Source organism: Ruegeria sp. CDSA221 (assembly GCF_059611825.1).
The window spans coordinates 199,739-217,359 of the sequence record NZ_JBXWPK010000005.1; the positions used below are offsets into that span (position 1 = coordinate 199,739).

17 protein-coding genes are annotated in these 17,621 nt (G+C 58.0%); 6 read left to right on the top strand and 11 right to left on the bottom strand.

Annotation, left to right across the window (positions count from 1 at the left end):
• Positions 1 to 28: 28 nt before the first annotated feature.
• The 5 genes from AC2FJ5_RS09945 (at position 29) to AC2FJ5_RS09965 (ending at position 5,816) form a co-directional block, all read left to right on the top strand.
• The gene (locus tag AC2FJ5_RS09945) at positions 29 to 1,393 is read left to right on the top strand and encodes an FAD-dependent oxidoreductase (RefSeq protein WP_496793252.1); all 1,365 of its coding nucleotides are present in this window, start codon (positions 29 to 31) and stop codon (positions 1,391 to 1,393) included.
• Positions 1,393 to 2,367: an isopenicillin N synthase family dioxygenase gene (locus AC2FJ5_RS09950; protein WP_496793254.1), complete on the top strand. Its 975-nt coding sequence runs from the start codon at positions 1,393 to 1,395 to the stop codon at positions 2,365 to 2,367. The genes AC2FJ5_RS09945 and AC2FJ5_RS09950 overlap by 1 nt, the downstream gene beginning before the upstream one ends.
• A gap of 91 nt (positions 2,368 to 2,458) precedes the next feature.
• On the top strand, positions 2,459 to 3,532 hold the full coding sequence (locus tag AC2FJ5_RS09955) for an AI-2E family transporter (protein WP_142636822.1): 1,074 nt from the start codon (positions 2,459 to 2,461) through the stop codon (positions 3,530 to 3,532).
• Entirely contained in the window at positions 3,533 to 4,222 is a 690-nt protein-coding gene (locus tag AC2FJ5_RS09960; RefSeq protein ID WP_496793255.1) for a P-loop NTPase family protein, read from the top strand.
• A 49-nt stretch (positions 4,223 to 4,271) separates the two neighbouring features.
• Positions 4,272 to 5,816, top strand: a complete 1,545-nt coding sequence (locus tag AC2FJ5_RS09965; protein WP_271949467.1) for a Ppx/GppA family phosphatase — start codon at positions 4,272 to 4,274, stop codon at positions 5,814 to 5,816.
• Between the two features lie 3 nt (positions 5,817 to 5,819).
• Here the strand turns inward: AC2FJ5_RS09965 and AC2FJ5_RS09970 are convergent, their stop codons facing one another.
• The 6 genes from AC2FJ5_RS09970 to scpA form a co-directional block, all read right to left on the bottom strand.
• Positions 5,820 to 6,191, bottom strand: coding sequence for a hypothetical protein (locus AC2FJ5_RS09970; RefSeq protein ID WP_496689681.1), 372 nt, complete (start codon positions 6,189 to 6,191; stop codon positions 5,820 to 5,822).
• Positions 6,192 to 6,228: 37 nt separating this feature from the next.
• Positions 6,229 to 7,233, bottom strand: a complete 1,005-nt coding sequence (locus tag AC2FJ5_RS09975; RefSeq protein WP_496793256.1) for an endonuclease/exonuclease/phosphatase family protein — start codon at positions 7,231 to 7,233, stop codon at positions 6,229 to 6,231.
• A gap of 4 nt (positions 7,234 to 7,237) precedes the next feature.
• Complete coding sequence (locus tag AC2FJ5_RS09980; protein WP_142636813.1) at positions 7,238 to 7,918, bottom strand: molecular chaperone DjiA; 681 nt, start codon at positions 7,916 to 7,918, stop codon at positions 7,238 to 7,240.
• 45 nt (positions 7,919 to 7,963) lie between these two features.
• On the bottom strand, positions 7,964 to 8,452 hold the full coding sequence (locus AC2FJ5_RS09985) for a GNAT family N-acetyltransferase (RefSeq protein WP_271949461.1): 489 nt from the start codon (positions 8,450 to 8,452) through the stop codon (positions 7,964 to 7,966).
• The gene (locus AC2FJ5_RS09990; RefSeq protein ID WP_271949459.1) at positions 8,449 to 9,051 is read right to left on the bottom strand and encodes a VOC family protein; all 603 of its coding nucleotides are present in this window, start codon (positions 9,049 to 9,051) and stop codon (positions 8,449 to 8,451) included. Before AC2FJ5_RS09990 ends, AC2FJ5_RS09985 begins: the two co-directional genes overlap by 4 nt.
• A 108-nt stretch (positions 9,052 to 9,159) precedes the next feature.
• Complete coding sequence (gene scpA / locus AC2FJ5_RS09995) at positions 9,160 to 11,286, bottom strand: methylmalonyl-CoA mutase (protein ID WP_496793258.1); 2,127 nt, start codon at positions 11,284 to 11,286, stop codon at positions 9,160 to 9,162.
• A gap of 168 nt (positions 11,287 to 11,454) precedes the next feature.
• Between scpA and AC2FJ5_RS10000 the strand changes: the two genes are divergently transcribed.
• Positions 11,455 to 11,901 carry a DUF4174 domain-containing protein gene (locus AC2FJ5_RS10000; protein ID WP_496690937.1) on the top strand — a complete coding sequence of 149 codons (447 nt, stop codon included), beginning with the start codon at positions 11,455 to 11,457 and terminating at the stop codon, positions 11,899 to 11,901.
• A 76-nt stretch (positions 11,902 to 11,977) separates the two neighbouring features.
• On the opposite strand, the gene AC2FJ5_RS10005 is transcribed toward AC2FJ5_RS10000, so the two are convergent.
• The 5 genes from AC2FJ5_RS10005 to AC2FJ5_RS10025 all read right to left on the bottom strand — a co-directional run bounded on the left by AC2FJ5_RS10005 (position 11,978) and on the right by AC2FJ5_RS10025 (position 17,591).
• On the bottom strand, positions 11,978 to 14,023 hold the full coding sequence (locus AC2FJ5_RS10005) for an acetyl-CoA carboxylase biotin carboxylase subunit (RefSeq protein WP_281972736.1): 2,046 nt from the start codon (positions 14,021 to 14,023) through the stop codon (positions 11,978 to 11,980).
• 114 nt (positions 14,024 to 14,137) lie between these two features.
• Complete coding sequence (locus tag AC2FJ5_RS10010) at positions 14,138 to 14,341, bottom strand: hypothetical protein (RefSeq protein ID WP_496793259.1); 204 nt, start codon at positions 14,339 to 14,341, stop codon at positions 14,138 to 14,140.
• Positions 14,342 to 15,047: 706 nt separating this feature from the next.
• On the bottom strand, positions 15,048 to 15,401 hold the full coding sequence (locus AC2FJ5_RS10015; protein WP_142636799.1) for a hypothetical protein: 354 nt from the start codon (positions 15,399 to 15,401) through the stop codon (positions 15,048 to 15,050).
• A gap of 73 nt (positions 15,402 to 15,474) precedes the next feature.
• Positions 15,475 to 15,801 carry a DUF6497 family protein gene (locus AC2FJ5_RS10020; protein WP_271949451.1) on the bottom strand — a complete coding sequence of 109 codons (327 nt, stop codon included), beginning with the start codon at positions 15,799 to 15,801 and terminating at the stop codon, positions 15,475 to 15,477.
• 257 nt (positions 15,802 to 16,058) lie between these two features.
• Positions 16,059 to 17,591: an acyl-CoA carboxylase subunit beta gene (locus AC2FJ5_RS10025; protein WP_142636795.1), complete on the bottom strand. Its 1,533-nt coding sequence runs from the start codon at positions 17,589 to 17,591 to the stop codon at positions 16,059 to 16,061.
• Positions 17,592 to 17,621 lie beyond the last annotated feature (30 nt).

The following is a 17,621-nucleotide window of genomic DNA, read 5'->3' on the forward strand; positions in this document are numbered from 1 at the left end:
GCGGCAATGTAAAGTCACCGAGGCGCCCATGCAGACCATTCAAGAACCCGCCCGTCAGATCCCCGTTGTCCATTCCACGGACGTTCTGGTCGTTGGCTCCGGGCCTGCAGGTCTGGCCGCAGCGCTGGCGGCCGCACGGGCCGGAGCCGAAGTGTCGCTGGTCGACCGCTTCGGCTGCATGGGCGGCAATATCACCGCTGTCGGCGTTGAAGGCTTTGCCTGGTATCGCCACGAACAAACGGTTGAGGCTGGCGGCATCGGCATGGAGTTCGAAACCCGCGCCAAAGAAATGGGTGCGGCGGTGCCAGAAAGCCAGTCGCTGAGTTATGAGTTGGACAGCGAAGGGTTCAAATTGGTCGCCGACAAACTGATCGAAGAGGCCGGTGTGCATCCGATGCTGCACCGGCAATTCGTGACTCCGATCATGGACGGCGACCGGATCACCGGCATCATCACCGAATCCAAAGCCGGGCGCGAGGCGATACTGGCGAAGGTTGTCATTGACGCTACCGGGGACGCAGATGTCGCCCATCGCGCCGGTGCGCCCACGCACAAGACCACACGCGAAGACATGATGGCGGCCTCGGTCATGTTCCATCTGGCCGGCGTCGACAAGCGCGCCTTTATCGAAGGCGTCAAGGCCGACCCCCAGACCTATAAGGACTGGGGCGGTGGTGGCGAATGGAACATTGAGACCAGCGGTAAAGAGGACGACATGTACTCGCCCTTTGTGCACAAACCGTTCCAGCAGGCGATTGATCAGGGGCTGATCCCGGCACATCTGAACACCATCGCGGGCACTTGGGGTGCGATGCATGACACCGGTGAGCTGACCTATATGAACCTGATTCATCTAGCCGAGATCGATGGCACCGATCCCGACAGCATGACCCGCGGTGAGATCGAAGGGCGGCGTCAGTCAATGCTCGCCATCGAGGCGCTGCGCCGGTTCATGCCCGGGTGTGAGAACGCCCGGCTGCGGAATTTCGGGATGACCATCGGCATCCGCGACACCCGCAAGATCGACGCGGTGTACAACATGACCGCGGATGACGCCCGCCATCAGGGCCGGTTCGAAGACACCATCGGCATCTACCCCGAATTCATCGACGGCTATGGCATTCTGATCCTGCCCACGACGGGCCGGTACATGCATATCCCCTATCGGTCGATGTTGCCCAAAGGGATCAGAGGCTTGCTGGTCGCGGGCCGGTCACATGGGGCGGACCGGGTTGCCCATGCGGCGACGCGCAACATGGCTTGCTGTGCGGTCATGGGTCAGGGCGCGGGGATTGCTGCGGCGCTTTCACTCAAAAGCAACCAAGACCTCGATAAATTGAACCTTGCCCCGGTGCATAAAGAACTGGCACGGCAAGGCGTAAGGATACGCTGATGGACCACATCCCAACAATCGACATTGCTCCGCTGGGTGACTCCAGTCACCCCGATTTCAACGCAACCGTTCAGGCAGTCATAGATGCCTGCACCCGGATTGGGTTCCTGTCGATTACCGGCACCGGCGTTTCGCGGGATACCGTCAACAACATGCGCACTTGCGTCCGGGCGATTTTCGACATCGACGATGATGCGAAATGGGATCAGGCGATCACACGCGAGAACTATCGCGGATACATACCCATGGGATTTTTCACTCCGAATGACGGGTCGGGCAAAGCGGATAAATACGAAGGCTACAAGCTGCATTATCAGGTGGACCTAGATGCGCCCATCCGCCGAGATTGTGCCCTCTATGGCCCCAATATCTGGCCCCGCCATGTTCCACGGGCACAGGCAGTGATTCTGGATTACTGGTCAAAGCTGGACGGTGTCGCGCATATGCTGCTGGGCGCGCTGGAGATGGGATTGAAGCTACCTGCGAACCAGCTGCGAGACGCGTTTCATGATCCTATGACCAATATGTCTCTGCTGCACTATCCCCCTCAGGCCCCGGACGATACCGGCTATGGCATCCACCCGCATAAGGACACAGATGCGCTGACCATCATCGCCCCTGACCCGGTCGGCGGGCTTGAAGTTCAGACCCGCGATGGCGGCTGGATCACACCCGACTGCCCGCCGGGTGGATTTGTCGTCAATATCGGCGACATGCTAGAGCTTTGGTCGGGTGGCCGGTTGAAATCCACCCCTCACAGAGTGGTCAACCGATCGGGTCAGGAACGCTATTCCTTCCCGTATTTCACGGTGCCGCGGCATGATGTGGTTGTCGAACCGCTTTTGACGCCTCTGCCCGGCTTTGACCGTCCATCCGTTCATTGCGGCCATTGGTCTGCCGAAATCTGGCGCACCAACTGGCCCGACGAAACAGCCCATGACGCCACCCCTGAACTGGGCACGTTAAGCGACTAGCCCCGCGCGATTCTGGCGGGTCATGAAGCGCTTGCATCGTGGGGCCGCATACGCCAAGAACGTTTGCACGTGCCGAAACAAGGGGACAGCCATGGCTTTGCCGGTAAGAGATCAACTCAGGTACTGGGGCATCGCCGCAGTGGTTATTGTACTGCTGTTGTGGGCACTTGGCGATGTATTGCTGCCCTTTGTAATCGGTGGCGCGATTGCCTATTTCCTTGATCCTGTTGCGGATAGGCTTGAAAAGCTGGGCCTGTCCCGTATGGCCGCTACGGGGGTTATCACGGTTGTCGGCGTTTTGGGTTTCGTACTGCTTATCCTGATGGTCGTTCCGGCGCTGATCACCCAGTTGATCGACCTGGTCGAGGTTATGCCCAGCCTTCTCAAGCAGCTAAGAGGGTTTATCGAACAGCAATTCCCGTCGCTTTTGGACCGCGAATCCAACACGCACCAGTTTCTGGTGTCCTTGGGTGAGACGCTTCAGTCCAAAACTGGTGATGTCCTGCAATCTGTCGCTGCGTCGCTTGGATCAGCCATCAACGTGGTGGTTTTGCTGGTGATTGTCCCAGTGGTCACCGTCTACATGTTGTTGGACTGGGACCGCATGATTGCTCGTATCGCAGAGCTTTTGCCCCGCGACCACGCCCCCACCATCAAGCGGCTGGCTGGTGAGATTGACAGCGTTCTGGCCTCATTTGTACGTGGAATGGGCACAGTCTGCCTGATCCTGGGCACCTATTACGCCGTCGCGCTGATGGCCGTCGGACTGCAGTTCGGGCTGGTCGTTGGATTTATCGCCGGCTTAGTCACGTTTATCCCTTATCTGGGCGCCTTGATCGGGGGCTCACTGGCCATTGGTTTGGCACTGTTCCAGTTCTGGGGAGACTGGACGCAAATTGGGCTGGTCGCAGCGGTCTTTGCATTGGGTCAGGTGGCCGAGGGCAATTTTCTGACGCCAAAGCTCGTCGGCAGCTCGGTCGGGTTGCACCCGGTCTGGCTGTTGCTGGCATTGTCGGTCTTTGGCGCCCTGTTCGGATTTGTCGGGATGCTGATCGCGGTGCCGGTCGCTGCAGCACTTGGCGTTCTGGCGCGCTTTGCCACGTCGATCTATTTGGATAGCCGTCTGTATACTGGCCTTGTGGGTTTGGACCAGGAAGACGATTGAATGGCCCTACAGCTGAGCTTTAATCTACCGGCCAAGACTGCGCTGGGGCGCGAGGATTTTTTCGTCTCGCCCGCAAATGCGCTGGCCGTGGCCATGATCTCGGCCACCTCATGGCCGGGGAATAAACTGGTGCTCAGCGGACCTGCTGGCGCGGGCAAGACACATCTGGCCCATGTGTGGGCGGCCGAGACCGGTGGTCGCATTGTGCAAGCCTCGCAGATTAAGCACGACGAGGTTCCTGACCTCGCCCAAACACCGATCGCGGTGGAAGATGTCCCAATGATTGCTGGCGATATGGACCAGCAGAAAACCCTATTCCATTTGCACAATCTTGTGTTGGCAGAAGGCCACGCTCTGCTGATGACCGGGCGCCTGGCGCCAAATTTCTGGCAGTTGCCCTTGCCTGACCTGCAAAGCAGGATCGAAGGCGCACATCACGTTGCGCTGGACCCGCCCGATGACGCGCTACTGGGCGCCGTGCTGGCCAAACTGTTCGTAGACCGACAGCTGAACCCCGGACCCGAGGTCATTGCTTACCTCGTCAAACATATGGATCGCCGTTTCGAAACCGCCGCCAGCACTGTGGCGCTGCTGGATCAACTGGCGCTGTCCGAGAAACGAGACATCACGCGGGCTCTGGCCGTACGGGTACTGAGTGCGGAACTGGAAGATGCCGAAACCAGCGATTGACCCGTCCCCGGTGATTTCGCATCTTAAGCCTGGAATATCTGGACGAGATATGGATCAAGCCGTAGATACCAACATTCCCGACTGGGGACCTTTCGGAAAGCCGTTGTTTGACAACCCCGAGGCCCGCGCCCTGTCGCGCGTCGGCGTTGTTGATGTAGGGTCGAACTCGGTCAGGATGGTGATCTTTGATGGTGCGGCGCGATCGCCTGCCTATTTCTACAATGAAAAAGTCATGTGCGAGCTTGGCGCGGGCCTGTCCGAGACCGGCCGCCTGAACCCGCTTGGCAGGATACGTGCCCTGGCTGCGTTGAAGCGTTTTTCCCGGCTGTCAGACGATCTGGGTCTGCCGGGGCTGCACGTCGTGGCCACCGCCGCCGTGCGAGAGGCCAAGGATGGCCCGGATTTCTGCGCCGAAGTTCACGCACTAACCGGGTTGACGGTCTCGGTCATCGACGGCGGGGAAGAGGCACGCCTGTCCGCTCAGGGCGTTTTACTGGGCTGGCCCGGTGCATATGGTCTGATCTGTGATATAGGCGGGTCCTCGATGGAGCTGGCCGAGATCGGTGGCGGAGACGTTGGTCGTCGCCTTTCGTCGGCCCTGGGTCCGCTGAAGCTGCGGGATATCAAGGGCGGTCGTCGCGCGCGCAAGGCGCAAATCAAGGAGACGATGGAAAACCTGCGCGACCAGATGGGCCCTCAGCGCGATCGTCTGTTTCTGGTGGGCGGAAGCTGGCGGGCCTTTGCAAGGCTCGACATGCTGCGCCGGGGATATCCCCTGAACGTGCTGCATGAATATAGGATGACGACAAAGCAGGTGCATCAGACCATCAAATTCATCGAAAAGGGTGACCCGGAAAAACTGCGCAGTCTGGCAGGCGTCTCGGGTTCTCGGATGGCGCTGATCCCTTATGCGATGGATGTGCTTGCGCGACTGGTGCGAACGTTCAAACCCAAGGACATTGCCGTTTCCAGCTATGGCATCCGCGAAGGCCTGCTTTACGAACAGATGCCACAAATCCTGCGCGATCGTGACCCTTTGATCGAAGCCAGCTATTTTTCCGAAGCCAAAGATGCCCGCCTGCCCGGGTTTGGCAAACATCTGTTCGAATTCGTCATGCCTCTGTTCAAATCCGCGCCGCCCGCGCGGGTCAGGCTGATCAAGGCTGCGTGTCTTTTGCACGATGTCAGTTGGCGCGCCCATCCGGATTACCGCGCCGAAACCTGCTTTGATTACGTAACTCGCGCCAACTTGGGCGGTTTAAAGCATTCCGAACGGGTTTATATCGGGCTGGCCCTGCAGCACAGGTATCGCAACAAGCGTGAAGGCAACCGGTTTACCCCTCTCTATGACTTGTTGGGCGAAAAAGATCAGGAACAGGCCGAGATTCTGGGCAAAGCCATGCGCTTTGGTGCAATGCTGTGGATGCAGAACGAAGCCACGATGGGCACGCTTCGGCTGTACCCTAAAAAACGTCAGCTAGAGCTGATTTTGCCCGAAGCCGCAGCCCCTCTCTTTAGCGAAGTGGCCGAAGCACGACTGAACTCATTGGCAAGCACGCTGAAATCCGAACCCCGCTTGATCATCAAAGGCTGACCCTCAGATATCAATCTCGCCTTCGGGCTCATTTTCGGGTTTTTCCGGCTCAACCTCGGGCTCGGGCGGCTTTTTGCGGATAATGATATCCCCGTTCGGCAGGATTTCCGGAGCCTCGTAAACGCTCCAGTCCTGCACTTCGGCGGCCAGTTCCGCCAGGGCCGGTCCCATTTCCTCAAAAAACGACTGCATCGCGGGGCCGAATTGATCTGCCAGCCCCAACAAATCCTCAAGCGCGGGTTCCATTTCCTGACGCAGCCCTTCAAAGAACAACTCAGCCCCTTGTTCCATCAAGGATTTGCCTGTGTCGTCCTCTGCCTGTGCCGGAACGCCCATGGCCGCTGTGACCACACATATTGAAATGAACTTTTTCATGCTTCAGATATAAGTCGCCCACGCCGGCGATGAAAGGTCACAGATCAATATCCAGCGTGACAGGGAAGTGATCCGAGGCAGTCAGCAACGCCTTGTGCAGATCCGGCGCGGCCAAACAAGCCGGGTCCTGAAAGGGGTGCCAGATGCGCCATTTCGGACGCTTTGCGCGCAGCCCTTCGCTGATCATGACATAATCCAACAACGCCTCAAGATGATCAGCCCTGTCGCGGCGCACAAAGCGCGCGGACGAGGGTAAGATTTCGGGTTCAGCCTCATTTGCCATCACCGCATGCGGATCGAACAGACCGGTCTGCAACAGGATTTCAACAGATGAGCGCCCGAACAGGTTTTCAAACTCATCCAAGCCCGGCCCGTCGTTGAGATCGCCCAAAAGGATGACATGCTCGTCAGCCGCAATATGCGTCTGTACTCGCCGCCCCAACCAGACAGCCTGTGCAAGCTGTTTGCGTCGATTGGCGATGGATATCCGGATCGCCTCATCGCGGCTTTCTGCCCCATGCGGGGCTTTGGATTTCAGATGCGCTCCGATCAGGCGGAACGTCGCCCCGCCTGACGTCTGCGCTGACAACTCCATTGGCGGCTTGGAAAAGCGCACATGATCCTCGGTTGCATCAATATCCAGGTCGATCTTGAACACGCCATCAAAACGAGGGGCAGCCCCTTTTCCTTCCTTGTTTCCTTTGGGATCATGGCGCAATGACAGGATCTGAGGATCGAAAAGAAACGCAAGTTCCTGATGGGTATCGTTCGGAAACCCCATGATCGCGTTTCCTATGCGGAGATCGAACGCTTCGGCAAACCCTTGCAACGCACGCACCGTGTTCTGCGTCTTACCAGTATTCGGAGCTTCAACAATCAGCACGGCATCCGCATCAATCGCCGTCAGCACTTTTGCGATGGCCTCGATCTGTTCAGCTTTGGTGACATTGTATCTGCCGGACCAGCTGTCATCTACGATCAAACGGTCTTGCCGGTCGAAGAGATTGGCGAACCATTCAATATTGTAGGTTGCCAATCGCATCGGTTCAGGCCTGCGCGCCTTTGATTTCATCCCAGGCGCGATTGATGTCGATCATCTTTTTTTCGGCCAGACGAATGGCCTCTTCCGGAACGCCTCGTGACATCATGGCGTCGGGATGAGTGTCGCGTACAAGTTGTCGCCAGACCTTACGAATGTCGGGCAGAGGCATATTCCGCGGCACACCCAGCACCGTATAGGGATCCTTTGGTGCATCCGGTACAAACCGTGCGCGTAAGGCCAGAAACTGAGCATCGGTCTGACCGAATATCCGGCTGACATCTTCCAGAAACTTATTTTCGTTGGGATGATAAAACCCGTCGGCCATTGCGATATGAAACAACCCCTCCATCAGGTCGCACAAGGTGGTGCTGTCTTCTGCGAACATATAGGCAATTTTGCTGGCATATTCCTGATACCCGGCGACATCGGTGCGCGCCATGTCAAAGACACGGGCTGCACCGGCCTCATCTTCGCGCGCGATCTGGAATACATCCCGAAAGGCAGTAACCTCGTCTCGCGTGACCTGCCCGTCGGCCTTGGCCATCTTAGCCCCCAGGGCGATGACCGCAATCGCAAAGGCGACCGAGCGTTCCGGCGGCGTGCGCAGTTTCTCGAACACGGCCGTCAGGCTTTCGCCCTGTGCAAGCGCGCTTAGCGCATCGGATATACGGGTCCAAATCGACATGAGCGCACCCTAACCCGCTCCGTCGCGACTGTCAGGTGCGACAGATCACTGCGGGGCAAGAATTTTCTGCATCAGCACAAGATCTAACCACTGACCGCATTTAAACCCCACCTCGGGCATCAGGCCCACTTGTGTAAATCCGGCAGCCGTATGGAAAGCGATGGCCGCAGGGTTGGCCGAGGAAATGCCCGCAATCAGAACATGAACATTGTCCATCTGTGCGCGGGCTTCCAAGGCCTGCAACAATGCGCGGCCTATCCCCTGGCCCCGCGCCTGCGGTGCCAACAGGATCGAGTGTTCACGCGTATGGGCATAGCCCGGCCCTGACCGAAACGCACCATAGGTTGCGAAGCCCAGAACAACGCCGTCACGCTCGGCCACCAGAAACGCCGCCCCCCTGGAGACGATATCCAAGGCAACGGCGTCATCGTTGCGCAAGTCAGTGGTGAATGTGATCAGCGTATCGCGGATGATCGCATTCCAGATCGCCGCAACAGCGGGTGCATCTTCTGGCTGGGCTTGCCGGATGTTCATTCCAATACCCGTACCCCGTGCGGTGTGTCGATTTCGGCACGCAACGCCGCCGGACCGCTGTCGAACTCAACTTGCCCCAACGGCCCCACCGCTTTGGCGAGATCCAGCGCATCAGGGTGATAGACGACTAGGCGGCGCAGCTGGCAGCCACTGTCGTTCAGCATGTTTGCCGGGTGAAGGTCACCCTGCCACTGGATCAGCGCCGGGAAAAGATTATCAAACGGCAGGCGCCCATTGGGAGGCACCGCCATGCGCCAACGCAGCGCGCCACGGTTTAGGTCGATCGGTTGGCCGACTCCGTCAGGAAAGACCGTCAGCGAGGCCTCGATATCCGGAACCTGGCAAATCCAGTTGGTCAGGCGGGGAGCGCCCTGAAACCGATCTAGATCGAACCAGCGGGTTCTTTGCGGATTGGGTGCATCGGGGTCAATCGCGATGGCTTCCAGATACAAACCGTCCCGCAGGCCCAACAACCGGTTATGAGTTCCGAATTTCTCGTGCTTGCCGCCATCATGCAAGGGTACGCCCAGCGCCTGTTCGACATGAGCCGAAGCCTGTTCAAGCGTTTCGCCAGCAACCGCCAAGTGATCAAGTAACACGGATGAGCCCCCCAGATGACATACGGCCAGACCGCAAGGGTCTGGCCGTATGTTTTCCTCAAAGGCGCTGGATCACAAGATTTTTCGACGAAAAATCTTGGTGCCGGTTCAATCTTTGGCTTCGCCGATCAAACGCAGGATATCTTGTGCCGCCTCTGGGATGTTCGTACCCGGACCAAAGATCGCCTTAACCCCGTGATCATAGAGGAACTTATAATCCTGTTGCGGGATGACACCTCCGCAGATGACGATGATATCCTCAGCCCCGGCCTTTTTCAGTTCTTCGACCAGCTGCGGGGCCAGCGTCTTGTGCCCGGCTGCCTGAGACGAAATGCCGACGACATGGACGTCATTGTCCACCGCGTCTTGTGCTGCCTCGGCCGGCGTTTGGAACAGCGGGCCAACGTCCACGTCAAAGCCGATATCGGCAAAGGCTGTGGCGATCACCTTGGCTCCCCGGTCATGCCCGTCCTGCCCCATCTTGACAACCAGCAGGCGCGGGCGACGGCCTTCGGCCTCAGCAAAACCCTCAATGGACTTCTGGATGGCGGCAAAGCCTTCGTCGCCCTCATAGGCGGCCCCATAAACACCGGCCAGCGTTTTGACCTCGGCGCGGTGGCGACCAAATTCCTTTTCCATTGCCATGCTGATCTCTCCTACGGATGCGCGGGCACGGGCGGCTTCGACAGCAGCGGCCAGCAGGTTGCCGCCATCGCGGGCGGTGGTCGTCAGGGTGTCCAGCGCCATTTGGCAGGCAGCCTCATCGCGCGTGGCACGGATGCGTTCCAGACGTGCCACCTGCGCCTCGCGGACAGCCACGTTGTCGACATCCAGAATGTCTATCGGGTCTTCCCGTTCCTTGCGGTACTTGTTGACGCCGACGATTACCTCGTCACCCCGGTCGATCATCGCCTGCCGTCGGGCGGCGCTTTCTTCTATCCGAAGCTTTGGCATGCCGGATGCAACGGCCTTGGTCATGCCGCCCATTTCCTCGACCTCTTCCATAAGAGCCCAGGCTTTTTCGACCAGCTCATTGGTCAGGCTTTCGACATAGAAAGACCCGGCTAGCGGATCGACCACATCGGTCACCCCGGTCTCCTCTTGCAGCACCAGCTGCGTGTTCCGTGCAATGCGAGCAGAGAAATCGGTGGGCAGCGCAATCGCCTCGTCCAAGGCGTTAGTATGCAGCGATTGGGTGCCGCCCAGAACCGCACTCATCGCCTCATAGGCGGTGCGGATCACGTTGTTATAGGGGTCTTGTTCTTGCAGCGACACGCCCGAGGTCTGGCAATGGGTCCGCAGCATCTTAGAGCGCTCGGATTTCGCGCCGAAATCGGTCATCACCCGATGCCAAAGGGTACGGGCCGCACGCAGCTTGGCAATTTCCATGAAGAAATTCATGCCAATGGCAAAAAAGAACGACAAGCGACCAGCGAATTTGTCGACATCCATTCCGGCCTGTGTCGCTGCACGAACGTATTCGCGCCCGTCAGCCAGCGTATAGGCCAGCTCCTGCACCAGGTTCGCCCCGGCCTCTTGCATGTGATAGCCCGAGATTGAGATCGAGTTGAATTTGGGCATATCATTCGACGTATATTCGATGATGTCCGAGATGATCTTCATCGAAGGCTCAGGCGGGTAGATATAGGTGTTACGCACCATGAATTCTTTCAGAATGTCATTCTGAATAGTGCCGGACAGGACGGATTTGTCGTGGCCCTGTTCCTCACCCGCTACAATGAAACTTGCCAGGATAGGAACCACGGCACCGTTCATGGTCATCGAGACCGAGACCTTGTCCAACGGGATGCCGTCGAACAAAATCTTCATGTCCTCTACACTGTCGATGGCCACACCGGCCTTGCCCACATCGCCGACAACGCGTGGGTGGTCGCTGTCATATCCGCGGTGCGTGGCCAGATCGAAAGCCACCGAGACCCCCTGCTGACCCGCCGCCAGATTGCGACGGTAGAAGGCATTCGATTCTTCGGCGGTGGAAAACCCCGCATATTGGCGGATCGTCCAAGGACGACCGGCATACATTGTTGCCTTTACCCCGCGCGTGAACGGCCCAAACCCGGGCATGGAGCCCATATGTGGCAGATCAGCCGTATCTTCCTGCGTATAGAGTGGCTTGACGGCGATGCCTTCCAGCGTCTCTTTTGTCAGGTCGTCCAACGGGCGACCGCGCAGCTCTTTCTCGGCCAGCGCCTGCCAGTCTTTCCTATTGGTCATTGCGATATCCTTTTCTCAATTCGGGTCGCGCAAGGGCGTGGCCCGCGCGTTATCATCCGTGGTTGCGCCCATTGGAATTGGATGGGACGCAATATTTTATGGGCTGCGTGCATTTCGCTGGTCGCATTCGTGCGCACAGGGACTATATTCAATCCAACAGGAGGCCCAATGACACGAACGCTAGCCTTTGTTTTTTCGGCGCTATTTCCACTGGCGGCCCTGGCAGCTGACGGGGCAGCCCCGGCTGACGATGAATTTGTCCGCCCTGTGGGGGATAGCGAGCTCAGCGAATATCTGTGGATCAAGCGGCCCATTGTTGTCTTTGCCGATACACCTGCTGACCCGCGATTCCAGCAGCAGGTCGACATGCTTTTGGAAGGGGAGGACGTCATGCGCGACCGCGATGTGGTCGTTCTGATCGACACTGACCCTGACGCCCGCTCGCCCATCCGGTCAAAACTGCGCCCGCGCGGGTTCCAGATGGTGTTTGTCGACAAGGACGGCGTGGTCAAACTGCGCAAGCCTTCCCCTTGGAGCGTGCGTGAAATCGGTCGCTCCATCGACAAGACCCCCCTGCGCCAACGCGAAATCCGTGAACGGCGCGAGGGCGGCTGAACGCGTTTCCCATACCCGACGGCCCCGGCGGCGACCGCCGGTTCCCTTGCAGGATATGTCAAACGCACGGTCATGATCATTCAAACTCGATGATCACATCATCCACGGCGAGGCTGTCGCCGGGGCCTGCGTTGATCTTGGCAACGGTGCCTTTTTTCTCGGCGCGCAGGATGTTTTCCATCTTCATCGCCTCGATGGTGCACAGCGCCTGACCTTCCTGCACTTCTTGGCCCACTTCGACATCGACCTTCACGATCAGGCCAGGCATTGGGCAGAGCAGAAGTTTCGAGGTATCCGGCGGCAGTTTCTCGGGCATCAGCTTGGCCAGTTCCGCCTGACGCGGACGGCGCACATGCACCTTCATATCCGCGCCCCGGTTGCGGATCCGGAACCCGCCCGAGATTTTGTCGGCCTTCAGAACCAGCGGGCTACCGTCTACGTCCAGCACCGCCAGCTGGTCGCCCGGCGTCCACTCCGAGGCCACGCGCAATGTCGCGCCGTCTTCGAATTTGACCGTCGCGCCCTCTTTATCGGCATTCACCTGAACTGCGTATTCCTGGCCCTGCAGGGTCACGACCCAGCGTTTGCCGACCTTGCGTTCATGGTTGTCCATCCGGCCCGATACACGGGTGCGGCGAATCTCAGCCACCCGGTGCATGGCGGCGCAGGAAGCTGCGATCTGGCGCAGGTCAGCCTCGGGCAGCTCTACGCCCTGGAACCCATCGGGGTACTGTTCTTCGATGAACGCGGTAGTCATCTCGCCCTTGATGAAGATCGGATGATCCATCACTGCCGACAGGAACGGCAGATTGTGCCCGATGCCTTCGACCTCGAAACTGTCCAGCGCCACTCGCATCGCCTCAATCGCTTGATCACGGGTCGGGGCCCAGGTGCAGAGCTTGGCGATCATCGGATCGTAATACATACTGATCTCGCCGCCTTCATAGACGCCGGTATCGTTGCGAACGGCGGCCTCTCCACTGGGGGCCTCACCCTGCCATTTGTCATTTACCAACAGCGGACCAGCGGCAGTTTCCTGCGGCGGGCGGTAGCGCGTCAAACGACCAATGGACGGCAAGAAGCCACGATAAGGATCTTCGGCATACAAACGGTTTTCAATCGCCCAGCCGGTCAGTGTGACATCGTCCTGCGAGATCGACAGCTTCTCACCGGCCGCGACGCGGATCATCTGTTCGACCAGATCGACACCGGTGATCAGTTCGGTCACCGGGTGTTCCACCTGCAGGCGTGTGTTCATTTCCAGAAAATAGAAGTTCTTGTCACCATCAACGATAAACTCGACCGTGCCAGCGCTGGCATAATCCACAGCCTTGGCCAAGGCCACCGCCTGTTCGCCCATCGCCTTGCGTGTCGCCTCGTCCAGGAAAGGCGATGGCGCCTCTTCCACAACCTTCTGGTTTCGGCGCTGAATCGAGCATTCGCGTTCGCCCAGATAGATGCCATTACCATGGCTGTCGCACAGAACCTGAATCTCGATGTGACGGGGTTGGGTCACGAACTTCTCAATGAAAATCCGGTCATCGCCAAAGGAATTCGCGGCTTCATTCTTGGAGGACTGGAACCCTTCGCGCGCCTCGTCGTCGGTCCATGCGATCCGCATACCCTTGCCACCGCCGCCAGCACTGGCCTTGATCATGACCGGATATCCGATCTCATTCGAAATCTTGACGGCCTCGTCGGCGTCTTCGATCAGGCCCATATAGCCCGGAACCGTAGAGACGCCGGCCTCTTGCGCGATCTTTTTAGAGGTGATCTTGTCACCCATGCTTTCAATCGCACCGACCGGAGGGCCGATAAAGGCCACGCCTTCGGCATCCAGAGCTTGGGCGAATCTCGAGTTTTCCGACAGAAAACCATACCCCGGGTGAACCGCCTGCGCGCCGCTCTGACGGATTGCCTCCATCACGCGGTCGATGACGATATAGGACTGGTTTGCAGGCGGTGGGCCAATATGCACCGCCTCATCCGCCATCGATACATGCAGGGCGTTCTTGTCCGCGTCAGAATAGATGGCGACCGTGCCGATGCCCATCTTGCGGGCGGTTTTGATAACCCGGCAGGCGATCTCGCCCCGGTTGGCGATCAGGATCTTGTTGAACATGGAACGTCCTCTGTCTTGAAGTTCTGGAAACGCAAAACGCCGCCGCGGGGCAATGGCCCCACGACGGCGTGTCGCGCGATGACGGTCGGGGCGACGGGGGCCCCGAAGATTTCGTTATCTACAGTTGTTCTGGGTCTTGCAGTAAAGCACGTTGCCTGCCGCGCCGACCACGGCACCCAACAGCGGGTCGGCACTGACGACTGCCGCGCCAACGGCGCCGGCTCCGCCGCCAAGCAACGCCTGCTCGCCGGTCGAGTCTCCGCACGCCGCGAGCCCTGCACAGATCGCCATTGCAAGAATGACTTTCGAGATTCGCATGATGTCTGCCCTTTTTGGTTTTTTAACAATTTCAGAGCCAGATGCGGGAAATCGCCACTGTTATTCAATAACGAGCCTACCGAAATGCCCATTTGCGCAGTTTTATGCCATCCAATGACTGAAGTTTGCACAAAGAAAAACGCGGGCAGGACATTGTGAAAACCACAAGCCTGCCCGCGGAAGGAAGGGGTACGGAATAGTAGGTGCGCGTGCGACGCAGGCAAAGTAGAGCCGCACGACCCGCTCACCATGCACGGCCCGGTTGCACCTGCAAACCGGGATTGGCCAGTGGTGAAATTTCCGGCCAGAATCTGCCCATTCAGCGAAATATCGCGCAGAAACGCGCCGATTCCGCTCGCGTGAACTTTGGTTGAGCAGGGTGAAATTCGCGCCCCGACAGTCACGCAAACCTTTGTTTTATCAACGCTACCTGAGATCACATGACCTGAAGAATTCGATCCTAAGTCGCCGCGGCCAACCCCCGCCGACCGGCCTTTTTCCTGCCCAAGCCTTGATGGTTCTCCCGCCACCAAGCCACGGGTTATACAGGCCATAGAATCAGCGGTTTGCGCCGTTTCCCTCAGGTATTTTGCGCGATTGTCACGCGCCCGATCTGCACAGCGCACATATCCTTCTTGGCCCAACCGGGGCAAAGAAACCCTGTTGGAATTTTCAAGGCGTTTATGTGCGACGACGTCGATCACCTTCAGCTATCCCCGCCGAAAATGTCAGGAAACGAGGCTCTGGCCACGCTCGGATCAATGACCAGCAAGGCATCATAGCTGGCGGGGTCAAACGGATCCTCCGCCGGAATGACCTCACGCCCGAAAAACCAGCTCAGGCGACCGGCATCCAGATTGCCACGTTCGAATGGCTGGTCGCCGAAATGCTCCCACAAGGCCTCGATAAAGGCTGCATCCGCGCGACGATCAGCAGGTTTACGATCCCGGAACCGTTCACGCGTTGTCAGTGGGGTAACACCCTTTGGGTTGGCCCGTCTGATAGTGAATTGATAATCCGTCCCGGTCAGACGGCCGGGAAATCCGCGATGTTTCAACATTTCAGCGCCTCTTCGCTAAGGTCCTTTGAGGCGAAGGGGAATGCACAGAAATTGTGGTAATTGACAACCATTCTCAAATCCCTCCGTCCCAGACACATTGGGAATCCTGCAGAAGATACGCTTCGAAGAACTGCGTGGCATCCGGCGCGGTATGGCCAAAATCTATCGGCTTGTTCGACAGGGAAATCACAACCCTGGCTGGTTCCAGCTTGTGGTGCGCGACATAGGCCACGGCCAGCGTCTGACACAGGTGCTCCATGTCGATCGTGGCGACATCATATCCAATGCGTCCCACATCCGAGCCGATCTTTGGCGCGATGAACCGAAAGCGCAGCCATAACTCGCCCGGATTGTTGTCCAGCAGGACGTCGTTCAGATGTACAGGCTGCCCAGAGGGCACCGGCACCAATGCTTCAGCGAATGTAGGCGAACCAAGACAGAGAATTGCCAGACATAAGGCGCGATCCCAGACCCACCAAAGGCGAGCTCCTCTCTCCGGGATCGCGCGCGCATGCCTACTGGCTCGCGCTTTTCTATGTCCAATAAGGCATTTCATTTAGCAGCTTTGCTCTCAAAGTCAAATTCGCCGTTTGGTGGTCTTTACACCAACGTGCCGAGAGGCAGGCACACCAGAGCACCTGCCCCGCGACCTTCAGCTTACAGCGGAATGTTATCGTGCTTTTTCCAGGGGTTTTTCAGTTGCTTGTTACGCAAGCTTGCAAAAGCTCGCGATACGCGGCGGCGGGTCGAATGCGGCATGATCACCTCATCAATGAATCCACGTTCCGCAGCCACAAACGGATTGGCGAACCGGTCCTCATAGTCCTGAGCGTGCTGTGCGATTTTCTCGGCATCGCCCAGATCGGCACGGTGGATGATTTCGGTCGCGCCTTTGGCCCCCATCACCGCGATCTCGGCGGTGGGCCAGGCATAGTTGAAATCGCCACGCAGATGTTTGGATGCCATCACGTCATAGGCACCGCCATAGGCCTTTCGGGTGATCACTGTGACCTTCGGAACGGTCGCCTCGCCATAGGCAAACAGCAGTTTTGCGCCATGTTTGATCACACCGCCATATTCCTGCGAGGTTCCCGGCAAAAAGCCCGGCACGTCGACCAGTGTCAAAATCGGAATTTCAAAGCAATCACAGAACCGGACGAAGCGCGCGGCTTTTCGGCTGCTGTCGATATCCAGACAGCCGGCCAGCACCATCGGCTGGTTGGCTACAACACCTACGGTCTGACCTTCCAGACGGATAAAGCCCGTGATGATGTTCTTGGCGTAATCTTCTTGAATTTCGTAAAAATCACCCTCGTCCGCCACTTTGGCAATGAGTTCTTTCATGTCATAAGGCGTGTTCGGGTTGTCCGGAATCAACGTATCCAGCGAAGCCTCAATCCGGCCCGGCTCGTCAAAGAAGGGACGAACGGGCGGTTTTTCCTTGTTGTTCAACGGTAGGAAATCGACAAGACGGCGCACTTCGGCCAGTGCTTCGACATCATTTTCGAATGCACCGTCGGCAACCGAGGATTTCTTGGTATGGGTCGATGCACCACCCAGCTCTTCGGCGGTTACAACCTCATTGGTGACTGTCTTGACGACATCGGGGCCTGTCACAAACATGTACGAGGTGTCTTTGACCATAAAGATAAAGTCGGTCATCGCCGGACTGTAGACGGCGCCACCGGCGCAGGGGCCCATGATCACACTGATCTGCGGAACCACGCCCGAGGCCATGATGTTACGCTGGAACACCTCGGCATAACCCGCAAGCGAGGCCACACCTTCCTGGATTCGCGCACCACCCGAATCGTTGATGCCGATCACCGGAGCACCATTCTGGATTGCCATGTCCATGATCTTGCAGATTTTCTGCGCGTGTGTTTCCGACAGAGACCCGCCGAAAACGGTGAAGTCCTGGCTGAAGACATAGACCATACGACCATTGATTGTGCCCCATCCGGTGACGACACCATCGCCTGCAGGCTTTTGATTTTCCATCCCGAAATCCGTGCAACGATGGCTGACAAACATGTCGAATTCTTCGAAACTGCCTTCATCCACCAACAGCTCTATGCGTTCGCGTGCGGTGAGCTTGCCCCGCGCATGCTGCGCATCAATACGTTTTTGCCCACCTCCCAGCCGTGCATCGTTGCGGCGGCCTTCAAGCTCGGAAAGGATGTCTTTCATAACGATGATCCCCTTTGAAATTTGGCGCGA

What these genes read in the sequence shown, in the direction of transcription:
- AC2FJ5_RS09945 (WP_496793252.1), top strand. Translation starts at nt 29, where the DNA reads ATGCAGACCATTCAAGAACCCGCCCGTCAGATCCCCGTTGTCCATTCC.
- AC2FJ5_RS09950 (WP_496793254.1), top strand. Translation starts at nt 1,393, where the DNA reads ATGGACCACATCCCAACAATCGACATTGCTCCGCTGGGTGACTCCAGT.
- AC2FJ5_RS09955 (WP_142636822.1), top strand. Translation starts at nt 2,459, where the DNA reads ATGGCTTTGCCGGTAAGAGATCAACTCAGGTACTGGGGCATCGCCGCA.
- AC2FJ5_RS09960 (WP_496793255.1), top strand. Translation starts at nt 3,533, where the DNA reads ATGGCCCTACAGCTGAGCTTTAATCTACCGGCCAAGACTGCGCTGGGG.
- AC2FJ5_RS09965 (WP_271949467.1), top strand. Translation starts at nt 4,272, where the DNA reads ATGGATCAAGCCGTAGATACCAACATTCCCGACTGGGGACCTTTCGGA.
- AC2FJ5_RS09970 (WP_496689681.1), bottom strand. Translation starts at nt 6,191, where the DNA reads ATGAAAAAGTTCATTTCAATATGTGTGGTCACAGCGGCCATGGGCGTT.
- AC2FJ5_RS09975 (WP_496793256.1), bottom strand. Translation starts at nt 7,233, where the DNA reads ATGCGATTGGCAACCTACAATATTGAATGGTTCGCCAATCTCTTCGAC.
- AC2FJ5_RS09980 (WP_142636813.1), bottom strand. Translation starts at nt 7,918, where the DNA reads ATGTCGATTTGGACCCGTATATCCGATGCGCTAAGCGCGCTTGCACAG.
- AC2FJ5_RS09985 (WP_271949461.1), bottom strand. Translation starts at nt 8,452, where the DNA reads ATGAACATCCGGCAAGCCCAGCCAGAAGATGCACCCGCTGTTGCGGCG.
- scpA (WP_496793258.1), bottom strand. Translation starts at nt 11,286, where the DNA reads ATGACCAATAGGAAAGACTGGCAGGCGCTGGCCGAGAAAGAGCTGCGC.
- AC2FJ5_RS10000 (WP_496690937.1), top strand. Translation starts at nt 11,455, where the DNA reads ATGACACGAACGCTAGCCTTTGTTTTTTCGGCGCTATTTCCACTGGCG.
- AC2FJ5_RS10005 (WP_281972736.1), bottom strand. Translation starts at nt 14,023, where the DNA reads ATGTTCAACAAGATCCTGATCGCCAACCGGGGCGAGATCGCCTGCCGG.
- AC2FJ5_RS10010 (WP_496793259.1), bottom strand. Translation starts at nt 14,341, where the DNA reads ATGCGAATCTCGAAAGTCATTCTTGCAATGGCGATCTGTGCAGGGCTC.
- AC2FJ5_RS10015 (WP_142636799.1), bottom strand. Translation starts at nt 15,401, where the DNA reads ATGTTGAAACATCGCGGATTTCCCGGCCGTCTGACCGGGACGGATTAT.
- AC2FJ5_RS10025 (WP_142636795.1), bottom strand. Translation starts at nt 17,591, where the DNA reads ATGAAAGACATCCTTTCCGAGCTTGAAGGCCGCCGCAACGATGCACGG.